The sequence below is a fragment of the Microbacterium sp. DT81.1 genome (assembly GCF_049844955.1).
Lineage (GTDB): Bacteria > Actinomycetota > Actinomycetes > Actinomycetales > Microbacteriaceae > Microbacterium.
The window spans coordinates 585,395-603,492 of the sequence record NZ_JBNCMA010000002.1 but is presented as its reverse complement, the minus strand read 5'-3'; the positions used below and the strand labels follow the sequence as shown (position 1 = coordinate 603,492).

Sequence of the window (18,098 nt, the reverse complement as noted above, 5' to 3'; positions counted from 1 at the left end):
CGGCACCGTCGGAGGCGGCACCGTCTGACGCGGGTTCGGGGGTCTACGTCAGCGCGGGTGCGACCGTCTGGGCGCCGGTGCGTACGCGAAGGCCTTCGGCGTGTGGAGCAGCGACGGCATCCATCGATCCGGACTCCGGAGCCGATCCGATCACGACCACACGCGGAGCCGGACGGCCGTTGAACCGCGAAGCGGTCACCACTGTGTATGCGCCCATCGCGGGGCTCACCACAAGATCCCCGGGCCCGAGGTCGGGCAGCAGCACCTCGCGGGCGATCACATCGGCCGAGTCGCACGTCGGACCGGCGAGCGTGGCCCACCGATGCACCTCCACGGCCTCCTCCCCCGCGCCCAGCTCCTTCTCGGCGAACAGCAGCGGATGCGCGTCCTCGGCGATCACGTTGGAGTATGCGCCGTAGACGCCGTCGTCCAGGTAGTACCAGCGTCCGTCCGCACGCTCGGCGACGCCGACGACGCTCGTCACGGCCGTCATCGCCTCGGCGACGAGCACGCGGCCCGGTTCGGCGATGATGTCGAGCTCTCGCCGGCGCGGCTCGAGCAGGGGCCGCAGCACCGCTGCCACCGCCTCGATCGACGCCACGGGCTTCTCATACGCGACCGGGAATCCGCCGCCGATGTCGAGCGTGTCGAAACGGACGGGATAGACGGCCTGCAGGTGATCCATCAGCGCCAGCGTCTCGGCGACGGCATCGCCGAAGCGCTGCGGGTCATCGAGCTGACTGCCGACGTGGAAGCTGAAGCCGGCGATGCGCGTGCCCTGGGCGAGCGCCTGCTCGATCAGGTGCGCTGCCTCGAACGGGCCGACCCCGAACTTGCTGGAGAGATCGCTCTTGGCGTGCGGGCTGCGGTATGCGAGTCGCACCAGCACTCCGATCCGGGGTCCCAGACCGGCGAACTTCGCCAGCTCGGCGGGGTTGTCGACCACGAAGGTGCGAACGCCCGCACGCACGGCATCCGCGATCTCGATGGGCTTCTTGACCGGATGCGTGTGGATGATCCGCTCCGGCGACACGCCATGCTCGCGCACCGCCGTCAGCTCGTCGGTGCCCGCGACGTCGAAGCCGCAGCCCTCATCGGCCAGCACCGACAGCACGGCATCGTGGTCGAGAGCCTTGACCGCGTAGTGGAAGCGCACGAAGGGCAACGCGTCGCGCAGTCGCCGGTACTGCGTGCGGACGCGATCCGGTTCGAGCAGCATCAGCGGGGTTCCGTGCAGGGCGAGCGCCGCCCGCGCATCGGCGCCGGCGAGGAGGGTGGATGCCTCGGTGAGGCGCACCTCGCGCACCGTGCGGGCGGCTCGCCGTTCCCGACGGGTGGCCTCGGCGTTCATGCCGGCGCCCCTGTCCGAGGACGGGCGACGCGCATCCCCGCGCGGTCGGTGAAGGTGAATGCGCCGGCGGCCAAGGCGTAGAAGACGAGGTCGGCGACGATCTTCCCGGCGAGCATCCCCCATACGGGGTCGGCCAGGACGAGCACGCCGAGAAACAGTGCGGCGGGCCGGATCAGCAGGCTGTCCAACAGCTCGGCCGGGCCGAATTCGGCCAGCAGCAGCAGCAGGGTGCGGCGCACGGCGCGGCGTCGCCCGTGCGGAGCGCCGATCGTCTGCGGGGCCTGCTCGCCGTAGATGGTCACGGCGAGGACGAGGTAGAAGCCCAGGCTCTCGCCGACCACGGCGGCCAGTGCGATCGCGAGCGGCGCGGTCGTCCAGAATGTCACGAGGAGCCCTGCCGCGATCATCGCGGCGGTTCCGGCCACCTCCGCCGGTAGGTAGCGGAAGATCCAGAACAGCAGGCGGCGGCGTCGTCCGGTCTCCACGGCCTCGGCGGGAGCGCCGGGCACATCGGCCCGCTGATCGGCGGCTGGGATGCTGGACATGGTCTCTCCTTCTCGCCACGAAGGAGCGTGCGCCGACGGCGCTGATACATCACGGCTCCGAAGCCGCTGGCACCGGGGGAACGACGCCCGCGAAGCGAGCACTCCGCCCGGTCAGGCGCGGCGGCCAGCGGCCCGGGTCAGGCGTCGTGCGCGATCTCGCCGACCGAGGGCATCCCATCGCCCATCGCGGAGCCCCGCAGCGGGCCGGCCGGGCCCGACGAGGGGACGGCCTCGTCCGCCTCGCTGAACTCGCCGTCGGGACCACCGCCGGGAATCGAGAGGGCGACACCGATCCCCGGTGCGAGCAGCAGGTCGGTGGCTGCCGGCGTGCCCTCGCCGTAGTTGACGCGCAGCCAGTGCGGCTCGCCCTTGCGGACCGCATCCATGATCTCCTGGCGGAGGTCCTCGGGTTCGCGCCCGCTGACCGAGAAGGTGGTGCCCTGGTAGATCACGTATACGCGCTTCACGAGTGCCTCACTCCTGTTCGATCGCGGCTTCGGGCTCCGGCACGACCTGAAGCCCCATAGGGGCGTTCGCGGTGGCCGTGAGCGCATCGATCCACGCACGGTTGATGCCCGGCATCCGCGACCCGTAGAACTTGAACGAGATCGGAACAGCGGGATGGACCCAGACGCTGGTGCGGCCATCGCCGACGCCCGGATCATCTCTCCAGGAGAAGTAGAACGACTCTCCACGACGGATCTTCGCGCCGATCACCAATTGCAGGTGGGCAAGAAGACGGTCATCGAAATCGACGACAAGTGCGTCCCCATAACGGAATCGTCCCACGCCGGTTCCCTCCCTCGGGCTACCCCCGACTTCGAGGGGGATCTCAATGATGATAGCCGCGAAGGAGGCCGCCGGACTCATGGCGGCCGGGCGATCGAACCGAGCGGGCTCTCGGGATGATGCCTCGCCGCAAGCAAGAGGTCGCGGCAACCGACCTCGCCGATGCGGTTGCCGCGACCTGCGCTTGCGCGCTCCGCAAGACTACGTGCGATCGAATTCCGGTCCGTAGGGGGTTGACACCGCGCGCCGGGCGGGCTATTCGCTCGCGGCCGTGAGCACGTCGTCGCGCCGTCGGCCGGCGAGGTCGACGACCCCCGCGAGCAGGGCCATTGCCAGCAGCACCGCGACGGATGTCATGCCGATGGCGTAGGCGTCGTGGTACACGACGGTCTGCACCTCGTCGTCCGTTTCGCGGTAGATCGTGGCGTAGAAGAGCGACAGCGCCACGGCCGTGCCGATGGCCGCGCCGATGCGCTGGCCGAGCTGTCCGACCGAGCCGGCGAGGCCGCCCTCGGCCACCGGCACGTCCTCGAGCGCTAGGGTCTGATTCGGGGCGATCACGAGGCCACCGCCCGCTCCGCCCACGATCATCACCGCCGCGACGGCCCAGGGCACCACATCGTCCGAAAGCACCAGGGTGGCGATCACCATCCCGATCACGCTGATCAGCACGATCACGACGCCGAGAACGACGATGGGCCGGCCGAGCCTGTTCACCATGAGGCCGCCCCACCACGACGACGCCGCACTCGCGAGGGCGAACCCGATCGACGTCATTCCGGCGAACACCGCAGGAAGTCCGAGGCCGTCCTGCAGGAAGAGCGTCGTCAGCAGGAACATCGCCGGGGTTCCCGCGAAGTACGCCGTGGCGAGCAGTGTGCCGTTGCGGTAGGACCCGATCCGGAACAGCGACATCGTGACGAGCGGATACCGACCGGATGCCGCATACCGGCGCTCCCACCAGACGAACAGCGCCGCGGCGATGACGAACACGACGAGCAGCCACCAGCGGGCGGGGTTGTCATCGGGAGAACCGGTGGTGAAGAGGAACGGCCACATCAGGGCGATCACCGTGATCGCGAAGAGCAGCAGGCCCAGAGGGTCGAGGCTCAGCTTCTCGGAGGAGCCGCGCCTGCCGGATGGGAGGAGCCTGACGATGGCCAGAAGGGCCGCGAGACCGAGCGGCACGTTCATCCAGAAGATCCAGCGCCAGCCGTCGTCCGCTCCGCCCAGGGCGATGGCCAGGCCGCCGAGGGTAGGGCCGAACGCGGTGGCGATGCCGATCGTCGCCCCGAAGAGGCCGAAGGCGCGCCCACGCTCCTCGCCCTGGAAAAGCTCCTGCACCGTGCCGATCACCTGGGGCATCTGGATGCCGGCGCCGACTCCCTGGACCAGGCGAGCGATCAGCAGCACGGATGCCGTCGGAGCCAGCGCGGCGGCGACGCTGGACAGGGTGAAGATCGAGAGGCCGACGACGAACATCGCCTTGCGCGAGCGCTGGTCGCCGATGCGACCTGCGGGGACGAGGGCGAGGCCGAACGTGAGGACGTAGCCGCTGACGACGAGCTGGAGCTCGGTGGACGACGCCGAGAACGCCTGCTCGATGGAGGGCAGCGCGACATTGACCTTCGTGAGGTCGAGGATCGTCAGGGCGGCCACGGCGACGCACGCCCAGTAGGCGCGCCAGCGGTGCCGGTCGGTCGAAGGGGTCGTCACGGGCGCGGCTCTGCAGCCATCGGGGTCGCGGGCCGCGCGATCAGGCGCGCGGGCCCGCGTTTCCGTCGTCGAGGAGCGGGGCGCTCGGTGGTCTCTTGCCGGTCTCCTGCTCCCAGAACTCCAACTGCTGGGTGAGCGCCTTGGCCAGCTCGAAGACCTGCTCGGGAGGAATGCGGATGCGGCTGACCACGCGTGCCGGAACGACCATGTGACGCTCGCTGGTGTCAGCGTCGGTCTCTTCCCGAGGTGGCTGCGCGAGCGTCACGAAATCCATGATGAAGACCGTCGGAGTGTGCCAGACGTTGGCGAAGTCGGCGTAGTGACCAGGGACCACCTCGGTCGGCAGGTCGATCTCGAACTTCCTCGGCAATTCGTCGGCCACGCTCGCCCTCCCGTTCCCGCAAGTCTATGGCGCGGAATCGGCGGTGGCGCGGATCGGGGCGACGGTGAGGGTGGCCGCGGGGACAGCGGCGGGTTCGTCCGTGGAGGTGCCTGCGGGCGCGCCGACGAGCCGCGCGAAGGCGCTGAGCCGGGCGACCCCCTCGGGCGTGCGCGGCAGGTCATCCAGCAGCCCGGGCGAGTACACGAGGTACGCCGCCACTTTGGCGCGGGAGATGGCGACGTTCAGGCGATTGCGCAGCAGCAGGAACTCGATTCCCCGTGGGGCGTCGGCCGCGGAGGAGGCGGCGAGCGACACGATGGCCACCGCCGCCTCCTGACCCTGGAACTTGTCGACCGTCCCCACCGGCACGTCGGGGAACCCGGCAGCGGCCAGCGCCTTCTCGACCTGGGTGAGCTGGGCGTTGTACGGGGTGACGACGATGATGTCGGGGGCCTCGAGCGGACGGGGAGCGACGGCGGTCGGCGAGCCGGACGGGTCGGTGTCGACGTCGGTGTACGGCGATCCGATCAGACCCGCGACGATCGCTGCGACCTTCGCCGCTTCTTCGACCGACTCGGTGGCGTTGCCGGCGTGGAGCACCGGTTCGACGTGCAGCCCGGGCTGGATTCCCTCCACGCGCCGGATCGATGCGCACGCGTGCGAGGCGAGCCGTCCGTCGTAGGACAGGACCGACACCGGCCGGGCGACGGCCGGATGCATGCGCCAGCTCTGCGTCAGGAAGTAGCCGAAGGCCTCCGGCAGCACGTCGTGGTCGCCGATGACCCAGCCGAGGGCCGACGTGTCGACCGGCTCGGGGTGCGTGCCCTGGCTGACCTGAGGCAGCTGCTGGGGGTCGCCGAGGAGGAGCAGTCGCGGCGCGACGAGCGAGACCGCGATCGTTGATGCGAGGGAGAACTGCCCGGCCTCATCGATCACGAGCAGGTCGAGACCGCCGCGGGCCAGGCGCCCCTCGTGGCTGAAGTCCCACGCCGTGCCGCCGATCACGAACCCGGACTCCGCGCGTTCGGCGGCGAAGGCCGCGACGCCGTTCTTGGCCAGAGCCGTGTACGCGGGCGTGCCTGGTTCATCCGCCTTCTTCGGCGCCTTGCCGACGAGCTGCGGGTCGACGCCGGCCTCCACGACGCGGTCCAGCATGTTCTCGACGACGGCATGGGACTGCGCCACAACCCCGATGCGCCACCCGTGCTCGGAGACGAGCCGGGCGATCACGTGCGAGCCGACGTACGTCTTGCCCGTTCCGGGAGGGCCCTGGACGGCGAGGTAGCTCTGGTCGAGATCGAGCAGCGACGTCGTGATCGCCGTGACATCGTCGCCGCCGAGGACGGGAGCCAGCGCCCCGCTGCGCGTGCGCGGCGGACGAAGGCGGAGGATATCGGTCGCGGGGTCGTGCGGAAACTCGAGACCGGCCGCGAGGAGGGCATCGGCCCACGCCTCGATGGCGAACTGCTGGTTGCCGGCCGGTGGCGGGGCGGCGGGCGTTACGGCGACCGGCAGTTCGGACCAGGTGAACGAGTCGACAGCCGGCTCCTCGACCAGCACGCCGTCGTCGAAGACCTCGAGCACGCGGCACCGGTGGTCGCCGTGGATCCACCTCGGCGACGAGGTGAAGGGGAACGGCGTCGGCAGGTCGTAGAGCAGGGAGGGGTTCGTGTCGGGTGACAGACGAGTGCCCGGGGCGAAGCTGCCGCGGATGAGCACATGGCGACGGTCGGTGCGCTGGCCGTCGTCGCGATGCCAATCCCGCACGACCTCGGTCTGCTCGGCATCCACCCGTACGACATCGCGTGCGTCCTCCCAGAGACTGATCGGCTCGCGCAGCCGCAGGAAGTGCATCGCCCAGAAGCTCTTCGCCTCGCGGGGGTAATAGTCGATCGCCGCACCCGCGAGCCGCAGCGCGCGCTCGTCGTCCGTCGGCTTGCCGGGCCCGTCCGCGCGCCCCGCGGCCTTGAGAAGGTCGGCCCGCTCGGCGAGCGCGACGGACCGCGGCGACGGCTGATACGCCCTGCCCTCGGGCTCGCTGTCATCGATCGCCCGTACGTGGAACTGCGCCGCAAGCGCCTGCAGCCAGTCGCGCAGCCGGAGCGTGGAGACGCAGTCGTCGCGGTTGTACTCGGCGATGTCGTCGAAGATGCGCTGAGCCCGTTCCGCATCGCCGTTCGCGCGCAGTTCGCTCGCCTCCACGAACTGGACGATCGACTCGTCGCCCTTCTGCACATCGCTCGTGCGCACGTCCTGTCCCATGTACAGGGGTTCGAGCTTCTTGATGGAGTAGGACGGCGATCCGACGCGGAGCGCACGACGCACGATCGGGTAGAGATCGACGAACACCCCGTCCCGCAGCAGCGTGTCCACCTCGGCCTCGCACGTGCCGTAGCGCGCCGCCATGGCGAGAAGGTGCGTCGGCTCGTACGGCGCGTAGTGGTAGATGTGCAGCCCCGGATGCTTCGCCCGGCGCTGGCCCACGAAGGCGATGAACCGCTCGAGCGCCCGCTTCTCCTCCGCGAACGAGTGCGCCCAGAGGGCCCCGTACTGCTCCGCCTGATCGACCCAGCCGAACAGGTAATCGAGGTTCCAGAGGCCCGACTCCTCTTCGGTGTAGAGCGGGTCGCCCTCGAAGTCGAAGAAGAGGTCGCCGGGGTCGGGGGCGGGGATCGCCGCAAGCGCCGCGGGCATCACCACCTCGAACACCGGTGCGGTCGGTCCCCCGTTGCCGGCGCGGCGCTCGGTCTCCAGCTGCAGCCGCGCCTGGATGCGGAGGGAGGTGAACGCATCTGGGCTGATGTTCGCCGCGCAGGCGTCGGCGGCGGCGAGCTGCTCGATCGTCGCCACGCCGGCCGATGCCAGTCGCCGGCGCTGGGTCGGGCGCATGCCGGCCACCAGCAGCAGGTCGCGGTGGCTCTCGACTTCGAGGCTGCACGTCGCGCAGCGGCCGCACGCCACGAAGGCCGGGTCCCCCCACGCCACCACGGGCCCGTCGGGGCCGAGCTCGGGCCGCTGAGAGGCGATCATCGCCCGCAGCCGCTCCCGGCGCAGCTGGAACACGGGAAGCAGGTCGTCGACCGCGTGGGCGCTGACCGTGCCGTCGCCGAGCAGCAGCTCGACACGATCTGCACGCGGGATGCCGCGGCGGTCGAGCTGATCGGCATATGCGGCGAGCTGCATCAACGCCGTGACCTTCGCCCGCCGCGCCAGCTTGGTGTCCTGCACCACGTACCGACCATCCGGGTCGCGGAAGAGGAAGTCGGCGAAGCCGACGAACTCGGGGGTGGCGAAGGTCGCCTGGTAGACGACATCCGCCCCCGCGCGGAGCGCCGCCTCGGTCTGTGCGACGGCGATGGTCAGTGCATCGGCATCCCAGCTCTTCGCCTCCGCGATCTCGACGACGCCGACGCCGTAACGAGCGCGGTACTCGGCGAGCTGGCGACCCTCGTGCACGAACCCCAGCGCCCCCGCGCGCTGGAGGGTGGCGTCCTCCGGCTCTTCGACCGGCGCGATGCGGCCGAGGCGCGCGTCGAGCTGCCGCACCCACGCGAACTCGCACTCGGCGGCCCCCTTCAGATCGCTCGCGCTCCAGACAACCCGGCCGTTCTCGTTGATCCTCATGATTCCCCTCGTTGCATTCACGCTATCGCCGAGCACCGACACCGAAGCGTGCGCGCCGCGGCCCGGGCTGAAAGACTGAACCCATGACCGTGCAGACACTGCCCTTCGACAGCGCCTACCGGCACGGGTACGCGCGCGTCGCGGCCTGCACGATCCCCCTCGCCATCGCAGACCCGGCCACGAACGCCGAGTCGGTGCTCGCAGCGGCCCGCGAATGCGATGCCGAAGCGGTCGCCGTCGCCGTCTTCCCCGAGCTCTGCCTGACCGGGTACTCGCTCGAGGACCTCGTGCTGCAGGACCCCGTGCTCGACGCCGTCGAGGCCGCGATCGAGCGCCTGGTCGAGGCATCCACGGAGCTCTTCCCGATGCTGGTGATCGGGGCGCCGCTTCGTCACCGCAACCGCATCTACAACTGCGCCGTGGTCATCCATCGCGGCGAGGTGCTCGGCGTCGCACCCAAGTCGTACCTGCCGACCTACCGCGAGTTCTACGAGCGCCGATGGTTCGCACCGGGAGACGATCGAAGCGGCGACTACCTCGTCATCGGGGGCGTCGAAGCCCCCTTCGGGCCCGATCTGCTGTTCGAAGCGCTCGACGTACCCGGTCTGGTCGTGCACGTCGAGGTCTGCGAGGACTACTGGGTCCCCATCCCGCCGTCGTCCGAGGCGGCGCTGGCCGGTGCGACCGTGCTCGCCAACCTCTCCGGGAGCCCTATCACGATCGCTCGGGCCGACGACCGGAAGCTGCTGTCGCAGTCGCAGTCGTTCAGATGTCTCGCGGCGTACGCATATGCCGCCGCCGGAATGGGCGAGTCCACCAACGATGTGTCGTGGGACGGCCAGACCATGGTCTACGAGGCCGGACAGCTGCTCGCCGAGACGGAGCGCTTTCCGGACGGCCCCCGTCGGTCCGTGGCCGACGTGGACCTCGACCGCCTCCGGCAGGACCGATACCGCCAGGGCACGTTCGATGACAACCGCCGCACCCACTCCTCTCGCATCGACGGCTTCCGCACCGTGCACTTCGAGCTCGACCCGCCGTCGTCCGACATCGGGCTCCGGCGCCCGCTGGACCGCTTCCCCTTCGTGCCCGATGACCCCGCCCGCCTCGCGCAGGACTGCTACGAGGCCTTCAACATCCAGGTCTCGGGGCTCGTGCAGCGAATGGAGGCCATCGGCAGGCCGAAACCGGTGCTGGGCGTCAGCGGCGGCCTCGACTCGACCCATGCCCTGCTCGTGGTGGCGCGAGCCATGGACCGCATGGGGCGCCCTCGTTCCGACATCCTGACGTACACGATGCCCGGCTTCGCGACATCCGATCACACGAAATCCAACGCCATCGCCCTGGCCGAGGCCATCGGCGCGTCGATCGAGACCATCGACATCCGGGATGCCGCGATCGAACTGCTCACCAAGATCGGGCACCCCTTCGCCGATGGCGAGCCCGTGCACGACATCACGTTCGAGAACGTGCAGGCGGGCCTGCGCACCGACTATCTGTTCCGGCTGGCCAACCAGAACGGCGGGATGGTGATCGGCACCTCCGATCTGTCCGAGCTCGCTCTCGGCTGGACGACGTACGGCGTCGGCGACCAGATGAGCCACTACGCCGTGAACACCGGCGTGCCCAAGACGCTGATCCAGCACATCATCCGCTGGGTGATCGCGCACGGGCACCGCGACGAGTCGGGTACCACGCTGTCGAGCGAGGCCGTGACGGTGCTGCAATCGGTGCTCGACACGGAGATCAGCCCGGAACTCGTGCCGGCCGGTCAGGACGGCAAGGTGCAGTCCACCGAAGACGCGATCGGGCCGTACGCGCTGCACGACTTCACGCTCTTCCACATCCTGCGCTTCGGATTCCGCCCCTCGAAGATCGCCTTCCTCGCGTCGCACGCCTGGGGGCACAAGGACGCCGGGGCGTGGCCGCCCGGGTTCCCGGACGACGAGCACTACGCCTACGACCTGCCGACCATCGGCCGGTGGATGCGCGTCTTCCTGAAGCGCTACTTCGCGTTCGCGCAGTTCAAGCGCTCGGCGATCCCGAACGGCCCGAAGGTGTCGCCCGCGGGGTCGCTGTCGCCGCGAGGCGACTGGCGGGCCCCGTCGGACGGCAACGCACGTGCGTGGCTCGCCGAACTCGATACCGCGCTGCCCGAGGGGTCCTGAACGGGCCGCACCGCCTCAGCGCTTGGGAAGGCCGCCGTAGGCGAGCGTGATGACCCAGGCGTCGCGCGACAGATCCTGAAGGCGGTAGTAGATCCGACGATCCGCGACCCAGCCCTTGTTGCGGGGCGGATCCATCCGCACCTGCTCGGGGTGCACGCGCAGACCGCGGCCGTCGGCGGCGAGCACAGCCTGCACCCGCGTCCAGTGGGCGAGAAGTTCCCGGTCGGTGCCGCCGTTGATCAGATGCGAGTGCCGCCGCATCTCGCGGAGCGTGATCGGATCGGGCTGCAGGACCCGGATGTCGAGGCCGATCGGCACCGCGGCATCGGCCACCGCCACCACCGTCGCGGTGCGGAAGCTCGCCGCCTTGATGTTCAGCGGGACGGGGTTGCCCGCGACTGTCGCCTCGACGTTCACGAAGTGCCCGAGCTGCGGAGACGCCTCGTAGTCCACCTTGACGGACCCCTCCTCGACGCCCTCGTGCTCGGCGACGAGCTCGCGCGCGAGCGCGAGGATGCGGGCGCTCTCATCGAGGCGCGGATCCCAGCCGAGGCGAGCCAGGATTCCCTCGGGTGCCGAGAGAAGCACAGATTCCATGTCGACGACCTCCAGAGTGTGGCCGAGGGCCGCGGGGTCAGACGTCCGAATCGGAGCGGCTGAAGAAGACGTTGCGCAGCACGAAGAAGACGACGAGGGCGACGACCGCGACGACGGCGGCCTTGGCGATGAACCAGAGCACCGAGAAGACGAGGTCGACCAGCACCCAGGCGATCACGATCGCCGCGATAACGCCCAGAACCGTCCAGATCGTGCTCTTGTTCATGAGGCCAGCCTAAGCGTCGTCAGCGCACCCATTGCGATGCGGCCCAGGTGACCCGGGCCAGGGCGGCCTGGCCGGTCACGGACGGGTGGAAGTAGTCCCTCGTGGAGATGTCGGCACGCGAGAAGGAGTAGTTCGCGACTGCGCCGCCGTCCCACCGGCACTTCGGCGTCGCGGTGCACGCGGCGGCGAGCACCGCATTGTACTCGTTCACCCGGCGCTGCACGGCATCTCGGCGCTGCATGTCGGCGGTCGACGTGCTGGAGGGGTTGGCGAGCATCGACTTGCAGAGGCCGAGCGTCGCCCAGGTCAGGCGGGCGGAGAAGCTCGTCCTGTTGACCTCCCACAGCCGCTTGAGGTTGGGGACGCTGGCGACGAAGATGTCCGGGTGGCTCGCGCTGGCCGCCAGGGTGGCAAGCGACGCGCGGACGTTCGCGTCGAACGTCGCCGTCGGAGTCATCCCCGCGACCGTGGGGGTGCACGCGTCGTTTCCGCCGATCTGCATCGTGACGTAGTTCACGTTCTGCGATGCCGCCTTCGTCGCCTGAGCGGGAAGCCCGGTCGACTTCGCGCTGGTGACGGCGTTGTTGTAGGTCGTCAGGCTCGCGCCGAGCCCTCGGAGCCTGGCCGCGTGCGAAGCCACCGAGCCGCTGGTTCCCACCGACCAGCTGTTGGACGTACAGGACACCAGAGAGCTGCAGGTCATGATCGCCTGCGACAGCGAGTCCCCGATCGCCGCCATCTTCGCGGGAAGCGGCGGGGCGGCGTACGCCGCGTTCGTGGTGAGGACGCCGCTCCCCGTGAAGACCACGGCGGCGACGACGGCGGCGAGGACGCGGCGCGCCCGACGGGTGAGACTCATGCAATGCTCCGATTCACATCGTTGGGAGTGCGGGCGTGGCGGCTGCCCCGTCGACAGGGGGCAGGAGCGACCGCCCCAGACGCTCCCCCCGAGCGCATTCGGTGGCCGAAGCGTACACCCGGGCCCCCGGCGTCACAATGACGCCCGTCAGTTCGGTCGGGGCAGGAAACGGCGATGTGCGCCGGTGGCGGGCTCAATACGTCGCCGCGAGCGTCGCCTGGCGGACCGCGCTCCATCCCTCGGGCGTGACCTCGACGAGCAGCTGTGCCGGCAGCTGCTCCTTCATCGCCTCCACATGGCTGATGACGCCGACGGTTCGTCCTCCCTGGCGCAGCTCGTCGAGCGTCCGCATCGCGATGTCGAGCGTCTCGGCGTCGAGGGCGCCGAAGCCCTCGTCGATGAAGAGCGTGTCGAGGGTGATTCCTCCCGCGCGACCGGTCACGACCTCCGCCAGTCCCAGCGCGAGCGCGAGCGACGCGAGGAAGGTCTCCCCGCCCGAGAGCGACTGCGCAGGGCGCGGGCGTCCCGTGTAGCGATCCAGAACCTCGAGCCCGAGACCGGAGGCGGCGCCGCGCGCGGCGAGCGCGTCCGAGTGCTGCAGGCTGTACCGCTCCCCCGACATCTCGCCGAGGCGCACGTTGGCGGCGGCGACGATCTCTTCGAGTTCGGCCGCGAGCACGAACGTCTCAAGCTTCATCCTGCGGGTGTTCGGCGCCCGACCCGACACGGTGTGGGCGAGGCGCTCGATGACGGCCACCTCGGCGGCGAGCGCGGCGATCGCGTCGTAGGCGAACTCGGCCCTGGCGGCCGCGTCGGCGAGCACATCGGCACGCTGCTCCGCCTGGGCGCGTGCGGTGACGGCCGAGCGCCAGAGCGCCTCGGCGACTGCCAGCGCCGTGGCTGCTTCCTCCGTGTCGATGAGGTGCTCGGGCAGCATCTCCAGTTCGAGCGGCATCAGAGTTGCCTTCTCGGCGGCCAGCTGCGCGTCGAACTCGCGGATGCGCGCGTCGAGCGCGGTGCGCACGGCGGGCTCCCGCAGGGCGGCGGTTGCCGACGCGAGGTCGTCGAATCCGGTTTCGGCGAGGCGCTCCTCCAGGTCGTCCGCCGCCGCGGTCGCCGCATCCGCGAGGCGCGCCGTCGCCCGGAGCACGTCCGCGAGCTCGGCGGCCAGACCGATCCGCCGCTCGGTGGCACGGATCCGCTCGCCGACGCCGGCGAAATCCCCCCGAGCCGCCTCCACGGTCCGGCGGGCGTGCTCGAGCGACCCCCGTGCAGCCGCCAGTTGGGCCAGCGTGATCGATCGCTCCGCCGCGACGCTCTCGCGAAGTTCTTGAAGGGTCGCAGCCTCGGCGACGAGCGCCTCCCGGTCGGCTCGCAGCGCTTCGGCGCGGGTGGCGGCTTCGGATGCCGCGGAAGCCGCACCGCGCGCATCGGCCAGCAGGCCATCGAGCTCGTCTGCACTCTGCCCACCGGCGCGGGCCGCCGCATCCGCGGTCGCCTGCTCGGCCGCGCGCAGGTGCCGCGTCGCCGCGACGTCCGCTGCAAGGGCGGCACCCTTCGCCGCCTCGGCTTCCGCGATCGCCTCCGGGGTGACCGGGTCGCCGCCGCGCGGCGCCGGGGACGGGTGCTCCAGCGAACCGCACACGGCGCACGACTCTCCGGCGACGAGGGCCTCGGCGAGCTCGCCCGCGTAGCCGGCCAGGCGCCGCTCCCGAAGCTCGTCGAGGGCCGCGGATGCGGCGCGGAACGCGGAACCGGCGTCCATGGCCGCGCGTTCGGCGACCCAGGCCGCCTTCAGGAGGGTGGCCGCCTCCGCCGCGGCGCCACGGCGCCCCTCCAGTTCCCGCACCCGATCCGCGGCGTCCTCCGCCCCGGCACCGGCACGTGTCGCGTCTGCCAGCGCATCGTCGAGCGCGGCGATGCGCGCGGGCAGCCCGAGCCGGCTCGCGTCCGCCTCGGCGAGCCGTGCGTCGAGCAACGCGAGTGCGGCCTCGAAACGGGCGACGTCGGCTTCCGCTCCGGGGATGCCGCGTTCAGCCGGCAGGGCCGCCGACCACTCTCCGACCTCCCGGGTCAACGTGGAGACGAGCGCGTCGAGCTCGGTCGGTCCCGCATCTTCTTCACCCGCGGCAAGCCAGGCCTCTCGCGCCGATGCCTCCCGGGCCGTCGCCGCAGTGAGCGCGACAAGGGCCTTGCGCGCGCCATCGATCGCCGGACGCAGAGCCTCTGCGCGTTGGGCGTCGGCGAATTCGGCGCGGTCGCCGCGGATGGCTCCTGCCCGAGCCTCCAGTGCCTGCAGTGCGGCGCGCGAGCGATCTCGCCGCTGCTGCTTCTCGGCCTGCGCGAGGAGTTCGGCTGAGCGCTTCTCGGCGGCGGCGTGCGCCGCCGTCGCGGTCGCCTCCTCCGCTGTCGCGGTCTCGACGATGTGCCGTGCACGAAGAGCACCCTGCTGCACGTGACCGAGACGGACGGCGAGGTCGAGGTTCGCCGGTTCTCCCTCTCCGGCGCCGGGAAGCGGAGTTTCGTCGAGCAGCGCCTCTGCCTGTTCGAGGTCCGACAGCAGGGCCTGGTTCTGCAGGGCCATCGCCTCACCGGCGTCCTTGCGGCGCTGCTCGAACGCGCGCTCGTACTCCTCGAACCGCCGGGTGCCGAAGAGGGTGCGCAGCAGGGTCTGCCGTTCGTCGTTCTTCGCGAGCAGGAAGCGGGCGAACCGGTTCTGGGCGAGCAGGATGACCTGGAGGAACTGCTGCTGGTTCAGCCCCAGAATCTCATCCAGCAGCACTCCGACATCGCGCGGTCGCGCCGCCCGCCCCCGCCACGACCCGTCGACCCACTCGAACATGCGGGCCTCGGGAGCCTGGATCGTGGTGCCGCCGCCGCGCCTCTTGAGGCGATCGAACTCCGGCGAGCGCTCGATGCGCCATCGGCGGTCGCCGGTGGAGAACTCGAGTACGACCTGCGTCGGATCGCCCGGTTCGCTGTGGTCGCTGCGCAGGCGCTTGTCGCCTTCTTCGTAGCGGGGGACGTTGCCGTACAGCGCGAAGCAGACCGCGTCGAGGATGCTGGATTTTCCGGCGCCGGTGCGGCCGGAGATGAGGAAGATGCCCTCTTCGGCGAAGGCGTCGAAGTCGACGCTCTGGCGGTCGCGGAAAGGACCGAACCCCTCGACCTCCAAGCGGTGGATCCTCATGCCAGCACCTCGGACACCCGACGCTCGGTCACGACATCCGAGACCAGTGCCGCCTCCTGCTCGCTCGCACCCTCGCCGGCACGCACGTGCGTGAGGAATGCGTCGATCAGCTCGGGATCCGTTCGTGCCGCCCCCCTTCGGGCAGCGTAGGACACGCCGTCGGGGGCGGGACGCCCCTGCGGGTCCGGCTGGATCATCGCGCACCAGGGGAAGCGGCTCTGCAGCTTGCGCATCGGCTCGAGCTGCGGGGTCGCATCGGTCAGCCGCGCGCAGATCCAGGAGTCGCGGTGCACCTCGTAGGAGACGTCGGTCAGCAGCTCGTCGAGCGTGCCGCGCAGCGTCTGCAGCCGGCGTGGAACGGGCAGCTCGACCCACTCGACGTGCGAAAGGCCCGCGGCATCCAGCTGCACCAGCCAGGAGCCCCGAGGCTTGTCGGCCTCGCCGAAGCTGTAGTGCAGCGGCGCGCCCGCGTAGCGCACCCGCTCCGACAGCCGGGCCCGCCCGTGGATGTGACCCAGCGCGACGTAGTCGGGCCCGTCGAAGGCGGCCAGTGGGACGACATCCAGGGTTCCCTGCCGGATCTCGCGCTCCACCCCGGGAGTCGGCTCGACGTCGGCTGCGAAGCAATGGGCGATGGCCACCGAGCGACCACCGCGCTCGGCGAGGTCGGTGCGCACGAGTCCCATCGCGTGCGCCATGACCTGAGCCTGCGAGTGCAGGTCGGCGTCGGGCCAGAGGTGACGCACGAGCGAGGGCTCGAGGAACGGGATCCCGTAGAAGTGCACCGGCCCGTGCTCGTCGTCGAGCGCGATGGCGGTGCCGACGGCGAGCGGGTCGGTGAGGACGTGGATGCCGGCCATGCCGAGGAAACGCGACTGGAAGCCGAGACGTGCGGCGGAATCGTGGTTGCCGCTGGTCACCACCACCTGCGCGCCCGCGGCGCGGATCGCCGCCAGGGTGTCGGTCAGCAGTGTGAAGCAGCCGGCGGCGGGCGTGGCGGAGTCGAAGACATCGCCGGCCATCACCACGACGTCCACTTGGTGCTCGCGCACCTGCGCCGTGAGCGCCTCGAGCACACCGCGCAGCGCCTCGAGCGTGGAATGCCCGTGGAAGGACCGGCCGATGTGCCAGTCGGAGGTGTGCAGGATGCGCATGGATCCACGGTAGGTCGGAGCTCGGACATCGACGATGAGGCGTGGCCGGGTGCGGCCAACCTGCCTCGCTGCGCCGCCGCACATGCCGTGCCGAGAGCAACCCGCGCTGCTGAATCCTGCGTGCGCTGCGCGGATTCACGTCGCGCGCGGCGAGAACGACAGCGCGAGCGCCGACGGACGCGGCCGCCCGAAGCATCCGGGCGACCGCGCCACGGCATCCGCGGACGCGGAGCGACGGCGTCCGACTGCCATGGATGCGTCAGTTACGGACACCTCGCCGCCCGAGTGAAATGTCGGAGGTTGCGCCTACGTTCTGGGTATCAGAACACCAGTGATCCCAGGAGGAATCATGCTGAACGCGATCCACGCCGCTGAAGTTCAGTACCGACACGACTCCGCGCGGCTCGACCGCGAGCACCTGCTTCTCGCTCGCATCGCCGAACGCACGGCCGCGCCGACACCGACGTCGCGACACCGCTTCACCGCTCCCCACGCGATGGCCGAGCGCGCCACGCCCGGGCTCGCCGCCGTCACCGCCGCGCGTGGCACCGTGCGCGCGGCATGGCCGCGTCCGATCTCCCGGCAGGGCCGCCTCGCCGGCGCACCGGCGCTCGCCGGGGCGGAGCTCGCCTGCTGCTGACGGATGCCGCAGCGAGCGCGACGCCGAGCGGGCCGAAGAACGCCGTAGACCACACCGAGGGCCGCCGCTGACCTCGTCAGCGGCGGCCCTCGGGTACGGCTCAGCGATCCGGATGGACTCCGGGCTCGATCCGCGTGCCGTCGTCGACGTTCCCGACGCGGTCGACCACACGCTGGATGTCAGCGTCGGAGGCCTGGATGCCGGCGTCTTCGAGACGGCGGCGCACCAGCAGCGGCAGGTCCATGTCCCCGCTCCCCGCGAAGTCGGACCGGGACTGGGCGATGATGCCCTCGATCTTCTCGTCGACCGACGTGGGGTGCATGTCCTGCAGGGGTTCGTCCTGGGTACCGGGCTCCGACACCCCCGCCTGTGTGCCGGCGCCGGATGCGGTGCCGTCGGACTCGGGCTGGGATTTCGCGTCATCGGAGACCGGGCCGGACCAGGTGCCGCCCTTGTCGGGATAATCCCCGCCGTTCTTCTCGTATTCGCTCATCACAGGCCTTCCTGTCGCTCGCGTGCGCCGGGGTCGAGCGAGGGGTCCTCGCCGCGACCCTGCTCCAGGTCGGCGTCGGTGGCCAGATCCGGATCCAGGCCCTGGCCGGCCCCGTCGCCCTCGATGGGACCGGCCGGGGCGCTCGGCGCCTCGGGGCCGGACGGCTCCGCCGGCTGGCCGGGAGCGTCGGCGGTGGCATCGGTGCCAGTGGGGGTGTTGGGGGGAAGGCCGCTCGAACTGCGGTCGGAATCCGCCTCGGTGGCCGACGCCTCTTCGCTTCCCCAGCCGCCGGCCGGTTCGTTGTTGATGACGCCTTCTGGCAGGTCCTGCGGATCCTGTGGGTTGCTCATCGCGAGTCCTCTCG

At 70.7% G+C, this 18,098-nt stretch carries 16 protein-coding genes; 2 read left to right on the top strand and 14 right to left on the bottom strand.

Translation table 11 applies throughout. From position 1 onward, the window contains the following. Window positions 1-43 precede the first annotated feature (43 nt). The 7 genes from ACLQ2Q_RS08080 to ACLQ2Q_RS08050 form a co-directional block, all read right to left on the bottom strand. Entirely contained in the window at window positions 44-1,351 is a 1,308-nt protein-coding gene (locus ACLQ2Q_RS08080; protein WP_425819781.1) for a type III PLP-dependent enzyme, read from the bottom strand. Next, entirely contained in the window at window positions 1,348-1,896 is a 549-nt protein-coding gene (locus ACLQ2Q_RS08075) for a hypothetical protein (protein WP_425819779.1), read from the bottom strand. Before ACLQ2Q_RS08075 ends, ACLQ2Q_RS08080 begins: the two co-directional genes overlap by 4 nt. A gap of 137 nt (window positions 1,897-2,033) precedes the next feature. Continuing rightward, window positions 2,034-2,363, bottom strand: coding sequence for a hypothetical protein (locus ACLQ2Q_RS08070; RefSeq protein WP_425819778.1), 330 nt, complete (start codon window positions 2,361-2,363; stop codon window positions 2,034-2,036). Window positions 2,364-2,370: 7 nt separating this feature from the next. Further along, complete coding sequence (locus ACLQ2Q_RS08065; RefSeq protein WP_425819776.1) at window positions 2,371-2,685, bottom strand: ATP-dependent DNA ligase; 315 nt, start codon at window positions 2,683-2,685, stop codon at window positions 2,371-2,373. Window positions 2,686-2,940: 255 nt separating this feature from the next. Beyond that, window positions 2,941-4,401 carry an MFS transporter gene (locus tag ACLQ2Q_RS08060; RefSeq protein ID WP_425819774.1) on the bottom strand — a complete coding sequence of 487 codons (1,461 nt, stop codon included), beginning with the start codon at window positions 4,399-4,401 and terminating at the stop codon, window positions 2,941-2,943. Window positions 4,402-4,441: 40 nt separating this feature from the next. Next, a complete protein-coding gene (locus tag ACLQ2Q_RS08055; protein WP_425819772.1) occupies window positions 4,442-4,783 on the bottom strand; it encodes a DUF3467 domain-containing protein in 342 nt (113 codons plus the stop codon). Window positions 4,784-4,807: 24 nt separating this feature from the next. After that, window positions 4,808-8,407 (bottom strand): TM0106 family RecB-like putative nuclease, encoded by a 3,600-nt coding sequence (locus ACLQ2Q_RS08050; RefSeq protein WP_425819770.1) that lies wholly within the window; start codon window positions 8,405-8,407, stop codon window positions 4,808-4,810. A gap of 83 nt (window positions 8,408-8,490) precedes the next feature. On the opposite strand from ACLQ2Q_RS08050, the gene ACLQ2Q_RS08045 reads away from it, so the two are divergent. After that, the gene (locus ACLQ2Q_RS08045) at window positions 8,491-10,575 is read left to right on the top strand and encodes an NAD(+) synthase (RefSeq protein ID WP_425819768.1); all 2,085 of its coding nucleotides are present in this window, start codon (window positions 8,491-8,493) and stop codon (window positions 10,573-10,575) included. Window positions 10,576-10,590: 15 nt separating this feature from the next. Here ACLQ2Q_RS08045 and ACLQ2Q_RS08040 read toward each other — a convergent pair whose 3' ends face one another. The 5 genes from ACLQ2Q_RS08040 to ACLQ2Q_RS08020 form a co-directional block, all read right to left on the bottom strand. Next, a complete protein-coding gene (locus tag ACLQ2Q_RS08040; protein WP_425819766.1) occupies window positions 10,591-11,172 on the bottom strand; it encodes a hypothetical protein in 582 nt (193 codons plus the stop codon). 37 nt (window positions 11,173-11,209) lie between these two features. After that, complete coding sequence (locus ACLQ2Q_RS08035; RefSeq protein WP_425819764.1) at window positions 11,210-11,398, bottom strand: hypothetical protein; 189 nt, start codon at window positions 11,396-11,398, stop codon at window positions 11,210-11,212. A gap of 19 nt (window positions 11,399-11,417) precedes the next feature. Next, window positions 11,418-12,257, bottom strand: coding sequence for a GDSL-type esterase/lipase family protein (locus ACLQ2Q_RS08030; protein ID WP_425819762.1), 840 nt, complete (start codon window positions 12,255-12,257; stop codon window positions 11,418-11,420). A gap of 193 nt (window positions 12,258-12,450) precedes the next feature. After that, window positions 12,451-15,447, bottom strand: a complete 2,997-nt coding sequence (locus tag ACLQ2Q_RS08025; RefSeq protein WP_425819760.1) for an AAA family ATPase — start codon at window positions 15,445-15,447, stop codon at window positions 12,451-12,453. Beyond that, the gene (locus ACLQ2Q_RS08020) at window positions 15,444-16,601 is read right to left on the bottom strand and encodes an exonuclease SbcCD subunit D (protein WP_425819758.1); all 1,158 of its coding nucleotides are present in this window, start codon (window positions 16,599-16,601) and stop codon (window positions 15,444-15,446) included. The genes ACLQ2Q_RS08025 and ACLQ2Q_RS08020 overlap by 4 nt, the downstream gene beginning before the upstream one ends. A 349-nt stretch (window positions 16,602-16,950) precedes the next feature. Between ACLQ2Q_RS08020 and ACLQ2Q_RS08015 the strand changes: the two genes are divergently transcribed. Next, a complete protein-coding gene (locus tag ACLQ2Q_RS08015; RefSeq protein WP_425819756.1) occupies window positions 16,951-17,241 on the top strand; it encodes a hypothetical protein in 291 nt (96 codons plus the stop codon). A 100-nt stretch (window positions 17,242-17,341) separates the two neighbouring features. On the opposite strand, the gene ACLQ2Q_RS08010 is transcribed toward ACLQ2Q_RS08015, so the two are convergent. Together ACLQ2Q_RS08010 and ACLQ2Q_RS08005 are read right to left on the bottom strand one after the other, a co-directional pair. Next, complete coding sequence (locus tag ACLQ2Q_RS08010) at window positions 17,342-17,734, bottom strand: hypothetical protein (RefSeq protein WP_425819754.1); 393 nt, start codon at window positions 17,732-17,734, stop codon at window positions 17,342-17,344. Beyond that, the gene (locus ACLQ2Q_RS08005) at window positions 17,734-18,084 is read right to left on the bottom strand and encodes a hypothetical protein (protein WP_425819752.1); all 351 of its coding nucleotides are present in this window, start codon (window positions 18,082-18,084) and stop codon (window positions 17,734-17,736) included. The genes ACLQ2Q_RS08010 and ACLQ2Q_RS08005 overlap by 1 nt, the downstream gene beginning before the upstream one ends. Window positions 18,085-18,098 lie beyond the last annotated feature (14 nt).